The sequence below is a fragment of the Shewanella sp. 10N.7 genome (genome assembly GCF_020806285.1).
GTDB lineage: Bacteria > Pseudomonadota > Gammaproteobacteria > Enterobacterales > Shewanellaceae > Shewanella > Shewanella electrodiphila.
Genome location: NZ_JAJGZS010000006.1, coordinates 144,127 through 160,670, shown reverse-complemented (window position 1 = coordinate 160,670; position 16,544 = coordinate 144,127). Strand labels below are relative to the sequence as shown.

Sequence of the window (16,544 nt, the reverse complement as noted above, 5' to 3'; positions counted from 1 at the left end):
TATTCGACTTAAACGCTTAATGATGAAACATTTAAAAACAAATATAGAATTTATGACAAGAATACATAAGGCAAATTTTATGAAAAAGGCAAATAAGGTTATCGCAAGGAAGCAATTAGCATTGCCACTGCAAGTATTAACCGTATTGATGGGGCTATCGGCTTGTTCAGGTGAAAACAAGGATATGCCAATGGCACCGGTTAAAGCAGATAAACAGCCTGTGGTTGAAGTAGAAGTTGCAGCCAAAACCACTGACGTAGCGACAGTAAATAATATTGATATTTGGCCAAAGCTTGCGATTCCATTAGCGAAAGATGCTGAACTTGAACAGCGCATTTCATCGTTAATGGAAAAGATGACCTTAGAGCAAAAAATTGCTCAGATGATCCAACCTGAAATCCGTGATATCACCGTTGAAGATATGCGTAAGTATGGATTTGGTTCTTATTTGAATGGCGGCGGAGCTTATCCAAATGATGATAAACACGCAACACCTGCGGACTGGATTAAGTTAGCTGAAGATATGTACCAAGCATCTATGGACGACAGCGTTGATGGTATCGCTATTCCAACAATGTGGGGAACCGATGCGGTTCATGGTCATAACAATGTCATTGGTGCTACCTTGTTTCCCCATAACATTGGTTTGGGTGCGGCGAATAATCCAGATTTGATCCGTGATATTGCAGCCATTACAGCCAAAGAAGTAATGGTAACAGGTATTGATTGGGTGTTTGCTCCAACGGTTGCGGTTGTAAGGGATGATCGCTGGGGAAGAACCTATGAAGGTTACTCAGAAGACCCACGCATTGTTAAAGCTTACTCGCACTCGATTGTTGAAGGTTTGCAAGGAAAAGTCGGTGATGACTTTTTATCTGACCAACATGTCATTTCAACGGTAAAACATTTCTTGGGTGATGGTGGAACAGAAAAGGGTATTGATCAGGGGCAAAACCTAGACTCAGAGCAAGACTTATTTGATATCCATGCTCAGGGTTATGTTGGCGGTTTAACTGCTGGCGCGCAAACCGTCATGGCGTCATTTAATAGCTGGCAAGGTAAAAAAATCCACGGCGAAAAATACCTACTTAATGATGTATTAAAAGACAAAATGGGTTTTGATGGCTTTGTGGTAGGTGACTGGAACGGTCATGGTCAAGTTGACGGCTGTACTAATGAATCATGTGCTCAAGCTGCCAATGCAGGCTTAGATGTATTCATGGTGCCAACCAGTGCTTGGAAACCTCTTTACGAAAACACTATTGCCCAAGTTAAAGATGGCGAAATTAGTCAAGCACGTGTTGATGATGCAGTACGTCGTATTCTTAGAGTTAAATTTCGCGCAGGATTATTTGAAAAGCCAAGTCCTGCTAATCGCGCTATTTCAGGCAAAACAGAATTAATTGGTGCTAAAGCGCATCGAGATGTAGCAAGACAAGCGGTGCGTGAATCACTAGTACTGCTTAAAAATAACGCTAACATTTTACCATTAGCGCCAAATTCCAAAGTTTTAGTGGCGGGTGATGCAGCCGATAATATCGGTAAGCAATCTGGTGGTTGGAGTATTACTTGGCAGGGTACAGATAACTTAAATGAAGATTTCCCAGGTGCAACTTCGATTTTTGCGGGTATTGAGCAAACTGTGGATGCTGCGGGTGGTCAAGCTTGGTTAAGTGTTGATGGTCAATTTGACGCAACAAACAAACCTGATGTGGCAATTGTGGTATTTGGTGAAGAGCCGTATGCAGAAGGTAATGGCGACATTGATAACCTTGAATACCAACGTGGAGATAAGCGTGATTTAGCTTTACTGCAATCATTAAAATCTCAGGGTATTCCTGTGGTTTCAGTATTTATCAGTGGCCGTCCTATGTGGGTTAACCCTGAATTAAACGCATCAGACGCCTTTGTCGCTGCTTGGTTACCTGGCACAGAAGGTGATGGCGTAGCTCAAGTACTTTTCACTGAGATAGATGGAAAAGTCAATGCTGACTTTGTCGGTAAGCTATCTTTCTCATGGCCAACAACGCCACAGCAAACGTCGGTTAATGTGAATGATGAAGACTACCAACCCTTATTTGCCTATGGTTATGGTCTTAAATACGGTGAAAAAAGCCAGGTGTCAGATACGCTTTCAGAAGATAACTTTGCATCTGACGCTAAGCTTGAAACGTTAGCCTTATTTGAGCGAGCTGTAAAAGCACCTTGGAAACTGATTATTGGTACAGAAACCTCAATGGAGACAGTAAGTAGCAGTATTCAAAAAAATGATGCATTGACCTTAAGAACCTTTGATAAAGCAGTGCAAGAAGACGCAAGGTTAGTGAACTTTAACGGAACAGGCATGGGCTTTGTTGGGTTAATCAGTAACTTCCCACGTGACTTACGTGCTTATTCAAACAGTAATTCCGCTTTATCTGTATTAATTAAAACCACCAACAAGGTTGAAAAACCGGTCATGTTAGGTGTGGCGTGCGATAGAGATTGCCGCGCAGATGTTGATATTGCAGGAGCCTTAAATGAGTCAGTTGGAACTTGGCAAACTATTAGTGTTGATTTGAAGTGTTTTGCAAATCAGCAAGTTGAGTTTGGCAATATCAATACACCTTTCTATATTGCGACAGAAGGTAAAGCCGAAATTAATTTCAGTGATTTACTGATTGTGCCTAATGCGGCTAATGACGCCACGATTACCTGTCCAGCGCCTTAATTAATCTTTGTCAGTTGATTGTTAAGACAATCAACTGGCAATAACTCCTGCACTGTTGTGAACTTGCAATTAACTTTGTAAGGGATTTTGTTGGATTTTTTTCAAGTCATTTCACTATTTCCTTGGGGGGAAAATGAAAAAATTAACATCAACTTTAACCTTCACCAGTATGAGTATCGCCGCAGCATTGCTAGTTGGTTGTGGTTCAGATAGCTCAACAGAAAATGATATTACACCGGTTGATAACACCGTCGAACAGCCACAAGAAAGCCTGTGGACATTAGTTTGGAGTGATGAGTTTGACGGAACTGCGATTGATCTAGAAAAATGGAATCTTGCCCATAACTGTTATGGCGGGGGCAATGAAGAACATCAGTGTTATACCCAGCGTGATGAAAACAGCAAAGTAGCTGATGGCATGTTAGTGATAACGGCTGAGCGAGAAGATTTTAGCGGTCCAGCCGTGGCTTTAGGCGATCCTAATTACGATGCAACCGATACATCTAAGCAGCAACCTTATACCTCGGCAAGATTAGATTCCACCCATAAAGGGGATTGGAAATACGGCCGTTTTGAGATCCGCGCCAAAATGCCTCAAGGCCAAGGAACGTGGCCTGCAATCTGGATGTTACCGACGGATTGGGTGTATGGCCCTTGGGCGGGGTCGGGCGAAATCGACATCATGGAAGCGGTGAATTTAAAAGTAGTTACCGAAGGTTCTGAGCCAGAGTCTCGTATTCACGGTACTTTGCATTATGGTAAAGCATGGCCTGGAAATGTTTATTCTGGCGCAGAATATTCACTGCCAGAAGGAGCAAACCCTGCTGACGATTTTCATGTGTACGCAGTGGAATGGGAAAAAGATGAGATCCGTTGGTACGTTGATGAGGTTCATTTTGCCACTCAAACTTCAGCAGGCTGGTATAGCCAATACACGGATACAGATGGGAACCTTCAAAGTGCTCCAGAAGATGCGCCTTACAATCAGCCATTTCATATGATTTTAAACCTAGCAGTTGGCGGCACGTGGGCGGCGAATGTCAATAATACTGGGGTGGATGAAAGCGTATTCCCACAGACGTTAGAAGTGGATTATGTACGAGTGTATGAATGCAGTGTTTCGCCAGAAACAGGACAAGGCTGTGCGTCTATTAGTGAAAGTGCTGAAATGGTCGAAGGCCATACAGCACCTGAAATCACCACGCCATCGACTGATATTGGAGCTGGGCCAGAATTCATTTTATATGATGACGAGCTCAGCGAAGGGCTAAGCTTAGACAGCTATAACCCTGATGGTTCTGTCACGCTTGCTGCTGTTGAGGTTGAAGGGCGCGGCGAAGTGCTTCAGTTAGACAAGGTTGGCGCAACGGGGAACGCTTATTTTGCATACCCTCCCACGGCTGATTTATCCCATTGGGCGACGAATGGCGTGTTAGTTTTCGATTTGAATGTCATTAGCACCGATAATGACGTGGAACTATTGGTTAAAATAGACAGTGGCTGGCCCAATGTTAGCGACACCAGCGTGGTTTTACCCGGGTTAAATACTTGGAGTGAAATTCGCTTACCTATTGCCGACCTTGTTGCCAGTGGTAATCGATTTTCACCGGGAAGCTTTGTTGATTTAGCCTCGGTAGCCAACCCTTTTGTGATAGAGCCTTTAGGCAATATGAGCGTGCAAATTGATAATGTGCGCTATGAATATGAAGTGTCTCAATCTGATGAATTAATTGTTTATGATGATGCAGTTAAAGCGCCTTTTGAAATTGGTCATTATGCGGCAACAGGGAGTGTTGCAATTGAACAGGTTGATGTTGGTGGTGACAATAATCTTGTGAGCCAATTTAGCTTTAATACTAATGAAGCCGTGGTGTATTTTCAAAGTGCAAATTTTCAGCAAGACGTCAGTAGCTTTAACTTTGTCGAGTTTGATTTGAATGTCACCAGCGACCCACGTGAAGTAAAAGAATTTAATATTAAAGTCGACTGTGGTCATCCATGCAGTTCAGGCGACTTTGCGATTGATGCGCCTGAAATTGGTGTTTGGACTCACTACAAAATAGCGCTTTCTGATGTGGTAGCCAATACAGGTTCTAGTTTAGATTTAACTCAAGTGGATACACCTTTAGTTATCTTTCCTGCATGGGGTAATCAAAGTGGTGTCGTGATGCAAGTTGATAATGTGATGTTGACTAAATAAGTTTGAATACGAATGCAGTCAAGGCGATGAGGGTTTTAAGCTCATCGCTCTTGGCTTACTATCAAGCTGGCGTTACAAATAAGTAACAATAAAGTTTTAGCCTTGAATGAAATCAGATTACATCACGTTAGAAATCTAGTGTGAGTGAATAAAGAAAACCCGTGGTACAAGCCATTTAATGGCATTAATTTCAATCATGTTAAATGTCTAAGACAAACAAAATAGTTATAAATCTTTAATAAGCAAGGTGGCATAATGTATGTTGATAATTTTCTGGCTTAAATGTCGGTATTTTCTAAGGAATTCCCTTTGAGTAATAAAAAATTAGTACAACATACAAGCTTAACTAAAGCACAGCTCGATACCGTCATTACCATTGCCAAGCAGGCAGGTGATGCGATTATGCAAGTGTATTCAAAGCCTGACTTGCAAATTGAGCAAAAGCAAGATGACAGCCCAGTTACGGCAGCCGATATCGCCAGCCATAATGTGATTGTCGCTGAACTTGAAAAACATTTTGTTGATATACCAGTAATGAGTGAAGAAGCTGCTGATATTGATTGGAATGTAAGAAGAAACTGGTCAACCTATTGGTTAATTGATCCATTAGATGGCACCAAAGAATTTATTAAACGCAATGGCGAGTTTACGGTCAACATTGCGCTTATCCATAACGGCAAAGCCGTGGCGGGTGTCGTGTACGCCCCTGTATTAAATAAATGCTACTCAGGCCTCTTAGGCGAGGGTGCATGGTTAGAAAGCAACGCAAAGCAGCAAGTGTTGGATATCAGTCAGCAACAGATTAATGATAAGCCTATTGTGGTCGGTAGCCGTTCACATATTAGCCCTGGCCTTGCTGAATACGTTGCTAATATCGGCGACCATCAAATGCAAAGTGTGGGGAGTTCGCTGAAGTTTTGCTTAGTTGCTGAAGGCAATGCTGATGTATATCCACGTTTAGGCTTAACTAGCGAGTGGGATACCGGTGCGGCGCAAGCGGTATTAGAAAGTGCGGGTGGTCAGGTGCTTATTTACCCTGAACTCACACCGCTTGAGTACAACCAAAAAGAAAATATTTTAAATCCGTATTTTATAGCAGCATCACCAAAATGGTTTGAGCGTACATAGCTTAGTATTGTTTATTGGCTAACATATTTGTGTGTATTAAAGTGGTAGCACACAGAGATTAAGTCATTAAACATCCTATGAGCCATCAGGGTTGCAGCATCAAATGCGTATCGAATGACAGATTATAATTAAATGGAGAGTAAAGCTATGATGCGCATGGGTGTTGATCTTGGCGGGACAAAAATTGAATTAGTGGCATTAGCTGAAGATGGTAGCGAATTGTTTCGTAAACGTGTTCCTACCCCGAGAAATTATCCTGATACCTTAGATGCCATTATTGGTTTAGTAGATGAGGCTGAAGCTGATACTCAACAAAAAGGCTCGGTTGGCGTTGGGATCCCTGGAGTGGTTTCACCCTTTACAGGGTTAGTTAAAAACTCAAATTCTACTTGGATTAATGGCCATCCATTAGATAAAGATTTAAGTGCACGTCTTGATAGAGAAGTGCGCATTGCAAATGATGCAAACTGTTTTGCTGTATCTGAAGCCGTTGATGGCGCAGCTGCAGGTAAAGGTGTGGTCTTTGGGGTTATTATTGGCACTGGTTGTGGCGGCGGTTTATCGATAAATGGTCGAGTGCATGCTGGCGGCAATGGTATTGCAGGTGAGTGGGGACATAATCCACTGCCTTGGATGACATCTGATGAATTCAACTCCACTTCATGTTTTTGTGGCAATAAAGATTGTATTGAAACCTTTATATCGGGCACGGGGTGGGTGCGAGATTTTCGCCGAGCAGGCGGCGTGGCAGACAGTGGTATTCAAATTTCACAAATGATGGCAGAAGGTGATCCGTTAGCGACCCAAGCATTTGTTCGCTATATCGACCGTTTAGCACGTTCATTAGCGCATCTGATTAATATGTTAGACCCTGATGTGATTGTATTAGGCGGTGGGGTGTCAAATATTGATGCAATCTATACTGAGCTACCAAAAGTGTTACCTAAATACGTAGTCGGCCGTGAGTGCAACACAATTGTGGTTAAGAATGAATTTGGCGCTTCATCAGGTGTACGTGGCGCTGCATGGTTGTGGGGCAAAGAGTAACGCTTAATTGGTCCTCATCAATTAATAAGCTTTGCCAGTTTAAATAGCTAATATTAAGGTGCTCCGTGAGCACCTTTTTTATTGGGTTTATTTGCAGAATATAATTGAATATCGGTAATTTTCGCAATCTGCTGTCGCAAAAGATACAATACAGCTAATTTACTTTAGCCCCTTCTAATTGAGCAGATAAACAGCAGATGAAATTGATGTTTTGGTTTAAAAAAGGCCTGTCGCAATTTGTAATGCCGGTGCCGTTTATTTTAATTTGTTTATTGTTCGCACTTTTTATTTGGCGTTTTCAGGCTAAAAAATTCAAGTCATTCGGCCAGTTATGTTTATTGGTTGGCATATCGAGCTTAATGCTATTAAGTAATTCTTTTATTTCTGCCAACCTCGCGAACAGTTTAGAGTCAAGATATCCAGTTAACGAGTTACCGTTGACACAAATTAATCATGATGCTTGTTTTGTGATGGTACTGGGATCTGGCCATCGAGAAAATAACGCTATCAGTGCAGTTCAGCAATTATCGGCTACCGCTTTATCAAGACTTTCTGAAGGCATTAGGCAACTGTCGCTTTCAGATACACAGTGTACTTTAGTGGTGAGTGGCTGGAGTGGCGGCTTAACCCCAACACCACATGCCATCATCATGAAACAAGCGGCAATTGAGCTAGGCGTTAGCGAAGATAGCATCGTCACTTTCCCTGATGCACTTGATACCATCGAAGAAGCACGTTCAATGAAAAGCATTGTTGGTAAAAAACCATTTATTTTAGTGACATCAGCGACCCATATGCCTCGCTCGATGATGATTTTCACTGCTAATGAGCTCTCACCGGTTGCTGCACCAACTAATTTTTTAAGCTCTCCAGGTTACTGGTGGCGTTTTAGTGCTGAAAACCTATTTATTTCACAACGCTCCATTCACGAGTATATCGGCATGCTATGGATAAAAGTTAAAGGGTTAGTCACCAATGTCTAATGAAACAAACCTAGATGATAAAACATTATTAATCAGCCCATTTGGCAAGCGAAATGGCATCACATTGAGTGTTTTTGGCGCAATAGCGCTGATTATCAGCCTAGTATTGTTTATCAATGCCCAACATCTTTTTGGTATCGGCATTGTGTTATTTGGTTTTGGCAGTGTGAGTTTAATATTAGGGATAGCCAAAGTTAATCAGCCTAAGGCAAGCTTTAAACTGACCGAGACGGGACTAGATTACTTTCATCAACGTGGCACAGTGCACATTAGTTGGGACAATATTCAACGTGTTGATGTATCTAGAGTGACACAAAACCTTGAGTTAATCGAACTGCCTTATATTGGTTTTAAATTAAAGCAAATTAATCCGATTTTAGATTGTATTTCACCGAGGTTGGCAACCGGGTTATTAGGGGAACAACGTCCGTTATTAATGACAGCTGCGACACAAGATGAAGATTTACAGAGTCTAGAAACGTATCTTGGGGCTGAATTTACCCCATTAGTGGTGAACGGGGATCGCTATCGAGGTGTATTAGCGATGTTCGGGCATCGTTGTCAAACCCTAGAAAGTCATTTGGGGTTTCATCTGTATATTTCGATTGATAGTCTTGATAGACCACCCGCAGAGTTCGTTGAGCTACTTCGCGAGTGGCAGCAAGTGCATTTTATCAATACAAACGATAACTAAATTATTAGTTTTTAACTGTCAGTTACGCGTTAACTGCTGACAGCTGAGGGTTATCAGTTGATTTATCAGCTTCTGGGCTAACCACCTTTTCATTAAGCAAGCTCTTGTGTTCTAGGCTTTCGTCATAGGCTTTACGGTAGCCAATAAACTGCCCATTATCTAATATTTCCATACGTTTACTGTACACTTCACCGTCAAAGGTTCCCGTGTTAGTAATCGAAAGCTTCTCACAAGTAATATTGCCATTTATTAAGCCTGAAACGGTGGCTTCAACACAGACAACACCGCCTGTAATCACGCCAGAAGGTTCTACAGTTACATTGCCTGATGCACGAATTTCACCATTGATTTTACCCGCGATGAGTACATCTCCAGCGACTTTAATATTACCCGTTAATTCACAATCATTAGCGATGAAACTTAAGTTACTGGTAGGGTTTTTTTTACTAAACATGGAGGCTCTCTTTTTTCGCAAATTAGTCCACTATACATAAGCGACCGAAATGGCTTTTTTATAAAAATTAACATTAATATAACGGCAAATAAAATCAAAAAAAACCATTATATTTTGACGACACTGACTTTTTCTGACGCTGCTCAGTAGAAATCACCATTAATCGCCGATTTTTGACTCATTGATACTAATTGACACTGATGGACAAGGCGAAACACAAGCGCCGCATCCAGTACAAGCTTCAGTATCAATAATTGGTTTTGGTACCTGGCCAACCGCCATCTTAAAACTAATCGCTCCTGGGTCGCATGCATCTTTACAGCTTTGACACCAAACCCCTTTATAGGTCAAACAAGAGTCATTAATAGCCGCTTTAATCGTCCATGGTTGCTCTTGAGCTAGGTCAAAAATGGGCTCTTTACACACAGTGGCACACTGCTGACAAAAGGTGCATTCATCTTCAGTAAATTTGATTTCCGGAAAACCGCCGTCGCCTTTAATTAATACTTTGGTCTCGCATGCGTCGATGCAGGCATTACAGCGGGTGCACTCATCGGTAAATTCAATATCAGACTTTACCCAAGGTGGTCTTTGCGCATCAAACTTTTTACGACGAAACAAGTTTCTGCGACTGTGATTAATTGATTGGCTCATATTTCTTCCGGTAACACAAAATAGATTAAGTTAGGCTAATCGTTATAACCATTAGGGTTCTTAGATTGCCACAACCAACTGCTTTCAACCATTGATTCAAGCGTATGCAATGGTTGCCAGTCTAATTCTTCATAAGCAAGGCTTGCATCGGCAAAATATGCAGCAAGATCGCCATCACGACGTGGGGCAAAACGATAGGGGATCTGTTTACCGCTGACCAGTTCAAACGCTTTAATGATTTCGATAACACTGTAGCCCCTTCCTGTACCTAAGTTATAGGTCACTATGCCAGGTTGGTCTGATAACTTTTGTAACGCTTTTAAATGACCTTGAGCTAAATCAACGACATGAATGTAATCGCGAATTCCGGTGCCATCTGGGGTTAGATAATCATTACCGAATATTTTTAGCTCAGGGATATTCCCCACAGCAACTTGGCAGATAAATGGCATTAAATTATTGGGTATATCAGCTGGATCTTCACCAATTAAACCACTTTGATGGGCGCCAACCGGGTTAAAGTATCTTAGTACGGCAATATTCCACTGATTATCGGCCACCTGTAAGTCTCGTAACAGTTGTTCAACCATTAATTTTGACTGCCCATAAGGATTGGTTGCACCTGTGCTGAAGTCTTCACGAATAGGTAAACCTTCAGGGATGCCATAAACTGTCGCGGACGAACTGAACACCAGCTGTTTTACGTTATGCTCAGCCATCACTTGGCATAAAATAATGGTGCCAGTGACATTGGTTTCGTAATACTGCAGAGGCTTAATAACAGACTCACCTACAGCTTTAAGACCTGCAAAATGAATCACTGATTCAATAGGGTGATCGGTAAAAATCTTATGTAGTAGGGCTTTATTAAGCACACTGCCTTGGTAAAAAACACAGGATTTACCAGTTATGGTTTCGATACGCTCAAGGGCGTTAACGTTGGCGTTCGATAGATTATCTACGATAATGACTTGCTGATCGGCATTCAAAAGTTCAACAACAGTATGGCTTCCTATGTACCCAGCACCGCCTGTAACTAAAATTGCCATGGTCTTTCCTTAACGCTGTCGTACGACAAACTATTCGATTGAATTATACAATTAAACTTATTGTACTGAAGTTATCGAGCTGAATATAACATTTGTTGTCTTTTATCTATTTTAGCGTCTCAGCTAGAAGCTAAAGCAAAATGCCAACAAGGTGATTTTGAAGTTGGTGTCTCGTTTGTCAAACATTAACTACATTTTAGTTTATTGATTTTAAAAGAGTAATTTTATAATTATGGTAACTTGTAGTGAATAGTTTACGTTTGTTGCTACCACATGGACCAAGAATAAACCCTGAGGTTGTTAACAAATTTGAAACCTTAGCACACTATGAAGGGAGAGCAGTTTACGTAAAGTGACACTTATGAGCAAAGCAACAAACTATACCGCTAAGATCCCTGACAATCAGGGCTATATTCAATACACAGATGAAGAACATGATGTATGGCATCAACTATATCAGCGACAAGCCATCAATATGCCTGGACGCGCTTGTGATGCCTACATGCAAGGATTGGATGCTTTGGCTATGCCAAGCAACCGAGTGCCACAATTAAAAGAAATCGATAAGGTGCTACTTGAGGCAACTGGCTGGACAACGGCTGGCGTGCCTGCACTTATTTCATTCGGAAAGTTCTTTGAGCTGCTGGCAAATAAACAATTCCCAGTGGCGACATTCATTCGCACTAAGGAAGAGTTTGATTACTTACAAGAGCCTGATATTTTTCATGAAATCTTTGGTCATTGCCCATTATTAACCAACCCTTCATTTGCGCGTTTTTCGCATATTTATGGTCAATTAGGGTTAGCTGCGACAAAAGAAGAGAGAGTCTTTTTAGCGAGACTTTATTGGTTCACTGTAGAGTTTGGCTTAGTAAAAGGTGCTGATGGCGAATTGAATATTTATGGCGGCGGTATTTTAAGCTCTCCCGGTGAGACCTTATATGCATTAAGCGATGAACCTGAGCGTAAGCCATTTGATCTGATTGAAGTGCTAAGAACGCCATATCGCATCGATATCATGCAGCCTGTTTATTACGTTATCGACAGTGTTGATTATCTTGATGAAATTGCCAAGATGGATATTATGGCAGCCGTGACTGAAGCACGTAAGTTGGGACTGCTTGAACCCAAATTTACACCCAAAACCATTGCCAGTTAAGCGACAGAATTAAATTTAATAAGAATAAATTACTTTACCCAGGAGTTGTTATGTCTGATTTATCAGAGTTGAAATGTGAAGCTTGCCAAATTGATGCCCCAAAAGTAACTGAGCAAGAAATGGTTGAGTTCAGTAAAACGGTACCTGAATGGCGTGTTGAAAATCGCGATGGTATTAATCAACTAGAACGCGTGTATAAGTTTAAAAACTTCAAACTTGCGATGGTATTTACTAATCAATTAGCCGAGCTTGCTGAAGCAGAATTTCATCACCCAGGAATTTTAACTGAATGGGGAAAAGTCACGGTAACGTGGTGGTCACATTCAATAAAAGGCTTACATAAGAATGATTTCATCATGGCGGCGAAAACAGACCAGTTAATTGGTTAATTATCTTCATCATGAATTTCAGCAGGTTACGTTAACGTAATCTGCTATAATACTTCCCCTGTTACAATTCCACTGTAAACAACACTTGCCACACGCCTCATAACCTTTTAACGTATCGCTCACAAATAAAGAAGGATGGTATTTCTCATTATTTTTAAATGAGATTTTCATTAATCCTCGTATATTCCAGAAAAAATGACTGATAGGGAATAGTTGTATATGCGTTTGGAAGTGAGCTGTTTAGATCGCATCGGCCTTGCGAAAGATATTCTCGAAGTGCTAGAAAATTATGGCATTAACTTAATCGCAATTGATGCCAGTAACCGGGGATTTCTATACTTACAATTTGCTGAAATCGGTTTCGAAACCTTAAGCGAATTAATGCCTCTTATTCGTAAAGTAGAAAGCGTACATGATGTTCGTACTGTCTCGTTTATGCCCTCAGAGCAAGAACATTATGCGTTAAAAACCTTATTAAAAACCTTACCTGATTCTGTGTTCTCCATCAACGCTAAAGGACGTATTCGTATTGTAAACGAGTCGGCTTTATTGACGTTAAATATGCAAGAACATGAAGTGATTGATGAGTCGTTAAATCATTGGGTGCAAGGATTTAACTTTTCGCGTTGGTTAACCGAAGCCCCAGTGCTTGCACAAGCTACACGGGTTCAAATTGGTACCAATGAATACTTAGCCGAAATGCTGCCGATTTATCTACCCGATGAAAATAATGCCAGCATTCTTGCGGGCGCAGTGGTGTCACTTAAATCTCCAGCAAGAGTCGGTAAGCAATTCAATGCATTACAGAATCAAACCACTGGTTTTGATAATGTATTGGCTGTTAGCGATAAAATGAAAGATGTGCTTAAGCAAGCTAAGCGAATGGCGCAACTTGATGCACCGTTACTCATCACCGGTGAAACAGGCACTGGTAAAGAGTTAATGGCGAAAGCCAGCCATGATGCCAGCATGCGACGTGAACACCCCTTTATCCCAATAAATTGCGCCGCGCTCCCAGACAGTGTTGCCGAAGAAGAGTTATTTGGCTTTGTTTCTAATGAAGGCCAAGTTGTTAAACGCGGTTTGTTTGAAGAAGCAAAGGGCGGTACGGTATTTTTAGATGAAATCGCAGAAATGTCGAAAGCGGCGCAAGTTAAATTACTGCGTCTGTTGCAAGACGGTACATTTAGACGTATTGGCGGTGATGAAGAAGTGCGTGCTGATGTACGTATTATTTGTTCAACCCAGAAGAATTTAGCTGAGTTATGTCAATCAGGTGAGTTTAGAGAAGATTTATATTATCGCATTCACGTCTTGAGCTATCACATGCCATCATTGCGTGAGCGTAAAGTCGATGTTATACCGTTAACGGAGATGTTCTTAGAGCATTACAGCCAGCAACTCTCTAGTCCGCTTCGACGTATTTCTGCCAGTTGTCGTGATTATCTGTTCACTTACGCTTGGCCTGGCAATGTACGCCAATTAAAAAATGCGATATTTAGAGCTGTTTCAATGTGGGATGGCTCTGCGGAGTTAACCGTTGAACAATTAAAACTGCCATCTTATGCAGAAGGTTTTGGTTACTTTGACGAAGAGTTCGAAGGCAGTTTAGATCAAGCCATGAAAGAATATGAAGCAAGCTTACTAAGGCGCTTATATCCTGCTTACCCAAGTACGCGTCAGTTGGCGAAAAAACTGGGGGTTTCCCACACCGCAATTGCTAATAAATTACGAGATTACAAAATTACCAAAAAACGATAATTAGCGGTAAAGGTCAATGTGTAGAAACTGAGACTCAAATCTTGTGTAACGATTTAATGCCAGCAATACGCTGGCATTGTCGTGTTTTCTAGACGTTTATTGCTTTAATTGGCATTATCTTGAGCAATGTATCAAAAGGTTTACAAAACCTAGGCTACCTTGCAAAAATGTGATTTGCCTCACGCTATATTAATTTGGCTAAGCTTAAGGTATTTCTAGCCTTAAGAAGGCTATTTTTGTTGGTATTAACCTGCGATGTGTATCGGTTAAAAGTGGAACATAAGCTATGTTTTATTGAGCTACACACTCAGCAGTGATGACAATTTTATTTATTTGATATCAACCTTATTTGTACCTATTTAGGAGTCAGAATGAAACTTGCAAGTTATAACAACGGTCGCCGCGATGGCCAGCTGATGTTGGTTAGCAAAGATTTAACTAAAACCGTTGCAGTACCTGCTATTGCGAAAACAATGCAACAATTACTTGATGCATGGGATTTACTGAATCCTCAGCTACAAGAGCTGTATGAAGCGTTGAATGCGGGTCAAATGGATAATGCAGTGGATTTTGACGAAGCACGTTGTTTATCGCCTTTACCACGCGCATACCAATGGGCTGATGGCAGTGCTTATGTAAACCATGTGGAATTAGTGCGTAAAGCCCGTGGCGCTGAAATGCCAGAAACATTCTGGACTGACCCACTGGTTTATCAAGGTGGTTCTGATTGCTTTATTGGCCCTAAAGCTGATATTGAAATGGCCAGTGAAGAATACGGTATTGATTTTGAATCTGAAATAGCAGTGATCACTGATGATGTAAAAATGGGCGTTGGCGCTGAAAATGCACAGCAACACATAAAATTATTGATGCTGGTTAATGACGTTTCACTGCGTAACCTTATTCCAGGTGAACTTGCTAAAGGGTTTGGCTTTTTCCAATCTAAGCCATCAAGCGCATTTTCGCCAGTGGCGATTACCCCTGATGAATTAGGTGAAAAATGGCAAGACAGTAAAGTCCATTTACCACTCGTTACCCATCTAAATGGTGAGCTGTTTGGTCGTCCAAATGCTGGTGTTGATATGACATTTGATTTCAGTCAATTAGTGGCTCATGTTGCTAAGACTCGCCCACTATGTGCTGGCGCTGTGATTGGTTCAGGCACAATTTCGAACTATGACCGCAGTGCAGGTTCAAGCTGTTTAGCTGAAAAGCGCATGTTAGAAATCATTGCCGATGGCAAACCTAGCACACCATTTATGCGTTTTGGTGATACAGTGCGCATCGAAATGTTCGATGACAATGACAGCAGTATATTCGGTTCGATTGATCAGAAAGTTGTTGAATATATAGGTTAAACGCCGATAAAGATGGGTGTTGTAATCAATAAAAGCAATAACGCTTAGCGTTGTTGCTTTTTTTATATCTATTAAGCTCAAAAAGAATACATAGGGACATACCATGAAATTACACGGTTACTGGCGCTCAAGTGCGGCCTATAGAGTGCGTATAGCGCTTAATTTAAAACAACTAAATGCTGAGCAAATATCTGTTCATTTAGTTAAAAATGGTGGTGAACAATACAGTGAGATGTTCAGTCAGCTTAACTCGCAGCACCTAGTACCGGCCTTTATCGATGAAGATGAACAAGGCGAGTTTTCACTAACCCAATCAATGGCCATTATTGAATACCTTGAGGAGCAATACCCTCAGGCTGCCATTTTGCCTAGCACAGCTAAAGACAGAGCCTTTGTTCGTGCTATGTCGCAATCCATTGCATGTGAAATTCATCCTTTGGATAATTTGCGAGTATTACAATTTTTAGTGAAAGAAATGGGCGTAAATGAAGAAGATAAAATGAAATGGTACCACCATTGGATCCATCTTGGTTTTAAAGCGCTCGAAATTCAATTGTCTAAAACGGCAGGAAAATATTGTTTTGGTGACAGCCCGACAATGGCTGACATTTGCTTAATACCGCAGGTTTATAATGCCTATCGCTTTAATGTGGATTTATCACAATATCCGAACATTGTTAGAATATGGAACGAATGTAATCAGTTACCAGCGTTTGCACAGGCCGCACCTGAGCAACAACATGATGTCAGTTAACTTAAAAGTATAATGAGCACAGGTGTAATTATTAATCAGTTTGAATTATTTGCATTAGCAATCGTTAATATTTACATTTAAATCAGTGAACCATCAAAAATAATGTGCTAGCTTTACCGACTAAATCTAGGTTTTCAGTGAGTATTATCTATGTCTTGATAAGACTATCTTTTATTAACTTTAGGTAATTTTGCTCATTTGATA

At 41.1% G+C, this 16,544-nt stretch carries 14 protein-coding genes; 11 read left to right on the top strand and 3 right to left on the bottom strand.

The window, feature by feature from the left end:
• Nucleotides 1-79 precede the first annotated feature (79 nt).
• The 6 genes from LMH66_RS05830 to LMH66_RS05805 all read left to right on the top strand — a co-directional run bounded on the left by LMH66_RS05830 (nucleotide 80) and on the right by LMH66_RS05805 (nucleotide 8,762).
• Nucleotides 80-2,710: a glycoside hydrolase family 3 protein gene (locus LMH66_RS05830; RefSeq protein ID WP_420709405.1), complete on the top strand. Its 2,631-nt coding sequence runs from the start codon at nucleotides 80-82 to the stop codon at nucleotides 2,708-2,710.
• Nucleotides 2,711-2,843: 133 nt separating this feature from the next.
• A complete protein-coding gene (locus tag LMH66_RS05825; protein ID WP_229368897.1) occupies nucleotides 2,844-4,910 on the top strand; it encodes a glycoside hydrolase family 16 protein in 2,067 nt (688 codons plus the stop codon).
• A gap of 309 nt (nucleotides 4,911-5,219) precedes the next feature.
• Nucleotides 5,220-6,038 (top strand): 3'(2'),5'-bisphosphate nucleotidase CysQ, encoded by an 819-nt coding sequence (gene cysQ / locus LMH66_RS05820; RefSeq protein WP_229368896.1) that lies wholly within the window; start codon nucleotides 5,220-5,222, stop codon nucleotides 6,036-6,038.
• A 147-nt stretch (nucleotides 6,039-6,185) separates the two neighbouring features.
• Nucleotides 6,186-7,085: a fructokinase gene (gene mak, locus LMH66_RS05815; protein ID WP_229368895.1), complete on the top strand. Its 900-nt coding sequence runs from the start codon at nucleotides 6,186-6,188 to the stop codon at nucleotides 7,083-7,085.
• Nucleotides 7,086-7,291: 206 nt separating this feature from the next.
• On the top strand, nucleotides 7,292-8,068 hold the full coding sequence (locus LMH66_RS05810; protein ID WP_229368894.1) for an ElyC/SanA/YdcF family protein: 777 nt from the start codon (nucleotides 7,292-7,294) through the stop codon (nucleotides 8,066-8,068).
• Nucleotides 8,061-8,762, top strand: coding sequence for a DUF2982 domain-containing protein (locus tag LMH66_RS05805; RefSeq protein ID WP_229368893.1), 702 nt, complete (start codon nucleotides 8,061-8,063; stop codon nucleotides 8,760-8,762). Before LMH66_RS05810 ends, LMH66_RS05805 begins: the two co-directional genes overlap by 8 nt.
• 22 nt (nucleotides 8,763-8,784) lie before the next feature.
• On the opposite strand, the gene LMH66_RS05800 is transcribed toward LMH66_RS05805, so the two are convergent.
• The 3 genes from LMH66_RS05800 to galE all read right to left on the bottom strand — a co-directional run bounded on the left by LMH66_RS05800 (nucleotide 8,785) and on the right by galE (nucleotide 10,919).
• Nucleotides 8,785-9,216 (bottom strand): bactofilin family protein, encoded by a 432-nt coding sequence (locus LMH66_RS05800; RefSeq protein WP_229368892.1) that lies wholly within the window; start codon nucleotides 9,214-9,216, stop codon nucleotides 8,785-8,787.
• A gap of 159 nt (nucleotides 9,217-9,375) precedes the next feature.
• Nucleotides 9,376-9,870: a ferredoxin-type protein NapF gene (napF, locus tag LMH66_RS05795; RefSeq protein ID WP_229368891.1), complete on the bottom strand. Its 495-nt coding sequence runs from the start codon at nucleotides 9,868-9,870 to the stop codon at nucleotides 9,376-9,378.
• A 35-nt stretch (nucleotides 9,871-9,905) separates the two neighbouring features.
• On the bottom strand, nucleotides 9,906-10,919 hold the full coding sequence (gene galE, locus LMH66_RS05790; protein WP_229368890.1) for a UDP-glucose 4-epimerase GalE: 1,014 nt from the start codon (nucleotides 10,917-10,919) through the stop codon (nucleotides 9,906-9,908).
• Nucleotides 10,920-11,280: 361 nt separating this feature from the next.
• On the opposite strand from galE, the gene phhA reads away from it, so the two are divergent.
• The 5 genes from phhA to maiA all read left to right on the top strand — a co-directional run bounded on the left by phhA (nucleotide 11,281) and on the right by maiA (nucleotide 16,340).
• A complete protein-coding gene (gene phhA / locus LMH66_RS05785; protein WP_229368889.1) occupies nucleotides 11,281-12,078 on the top strand; it encodes a phenylalanine 4-monooxygenase in 798 nt (265 codons plus the stop codon).
• 50 nt (nucleotides 12,079-12,128) lie between these two features.
• Nucleotides 12,129-12,467 carry a 4a-hydroxytetrahydrobiopterin dehydratase gene (locus tag LMH66_RS05780; protein ID WP_229368888.1) on the top strand — a complete coding sequence of 113 codons (339 nt, stop codon included), beginning with the start codon at nucleotides 12,129-12,131 and terminating at the stop codon, nucleotides 12,465-12,467.
• Nucleotides 12,468-12,686: 219 nt separating this feature from the next.
• Entirely contained in the window at nucleotides 12,687-14,228 is a 1,542-nt protein-coding gene (gene tyrR / locus LMH66_RS05775; protein ID WP_102526297.1) for a transcriptional regulator TyrR, read from the top strand.
• A gap of 371 nt (nucleotides 14,229-14,599) precedes the next feature.
• Nucleotides 14,600-15,586 (top strand): fumarylacetoacetate hydrolase family protein, encoded by a 987-nt coding sequence (locus LMH66_RS05770; protein ID WP_229368887.1) that lies wholly within the window; start codon nucleotides 14,600-14,602, stop codon nucleotides 15,584-15,586.
• A gap of 103 nt (nucleotides 15,587-15,689) precedes the next feature.
• Nucleotides 15,690-16,340 carry a maleylacetoacetate isomerase gene (maiA, locus tag LMH66_RS05765; RefSeq protein WP_229368886.1) on the top strand — a complete coding sequence of 217 codons (651 nt, stop codon included), beginning with the start codon at nucleotides 15,690-15,692 and terminating at the stop codon, nucleotides 16,338-16,340.
• Nucleotides 16,341-16,544: the final 204 nt, after the last annotated feature.

Bases quoted from the DNA above. Each gene is read 5' to 3' on its own strand.
- LMH66_RS05830 (WP_420709405.1), top strand. From the start codon at position 80: ATGAAAAAGGCAAATAAGGTTATCGCAAGGAAGCAATTAGCATTGCCA.
- LMH66_RS05825 (WP_229368897.1), top strand. From the start codon at position 2,844: ATGAAAAAATTAACATCAACTTTAACCTTCACCAGTATGAGTATCGCC.
- mak (WP_229368895.1), top strand. From the start codon at position 6,186: ATGATGCGCATGGGTGTTGATCTTGGCGGGACAAAAATTGAATTAGTG.
- LMH66_RS05810 (WP_229368894.1), top strand. From the start codon at position 7,292: ATGTTTTGGTTTAAAAAAGGCCTGTCGCAATTTGTAATGCCGGTGCCG.
- LMH66_RS05805 (WP_229368893.1), top strand. From the start codon at position 8,061: ATGTCTAATGAAACAAACCTAGATGATAAAACATTATTAATCAGCCCA.
- LMH66_RS05800 (WP_229368892.1), bottom strand. From the start codon at position 9,216: ATGTTTAGTAAAAAAAACCCTACCAGTAACTTAAGTTTCATCGCTAAT.
- napF (WP_229368891.1), bottom strand. From the start codon at position 9,870: ATGAGCCAATCAATTAATCACAGTCGCAGAAACTTGTTTCGTCGTAAA.
- galE (WP_229368890.1), bottom strand. From the start codon at position 10,919: ATGGCAATTTTAGTTACAGGCGGTGCTGGGTACATAGGAAGCCATACT.
- phhA (WP_229368889.1), top strand. From the start codon at position 11,281: ATGAGCAAAGCAACAAACTATACCGCTAAGATCCCTGACAATCAGGGC.
- LMH66_RS05780 (WP_229368888.1), top strand. From the start codon at position 12,129: ATGTCTGATTTATCAGAGTTGAAATGTGAAGCTTGCCAAATTGATGCC.
- tyrR (WP_102526297.1), top strand. From the start codon at position 12,687: ATGCGTTTGGAAGTGAGCTGTTTAGATCGCATCGGCCTTGCGAAAGAT.
- LMH66_RS05770 (WP_229368887.1), top strand. From the start codon at position 14,600: ATGAAACTTGCAAGTTATAACAACGGTCGCCGCGATGGCCAGCTGATG.
- maiA (WP_229368886.1), top strand. From the start codon at position 15,690: ATGAAATTACACGGTTACTGGCGCTCAAGTGCGGCCTATAGAGTGCGT.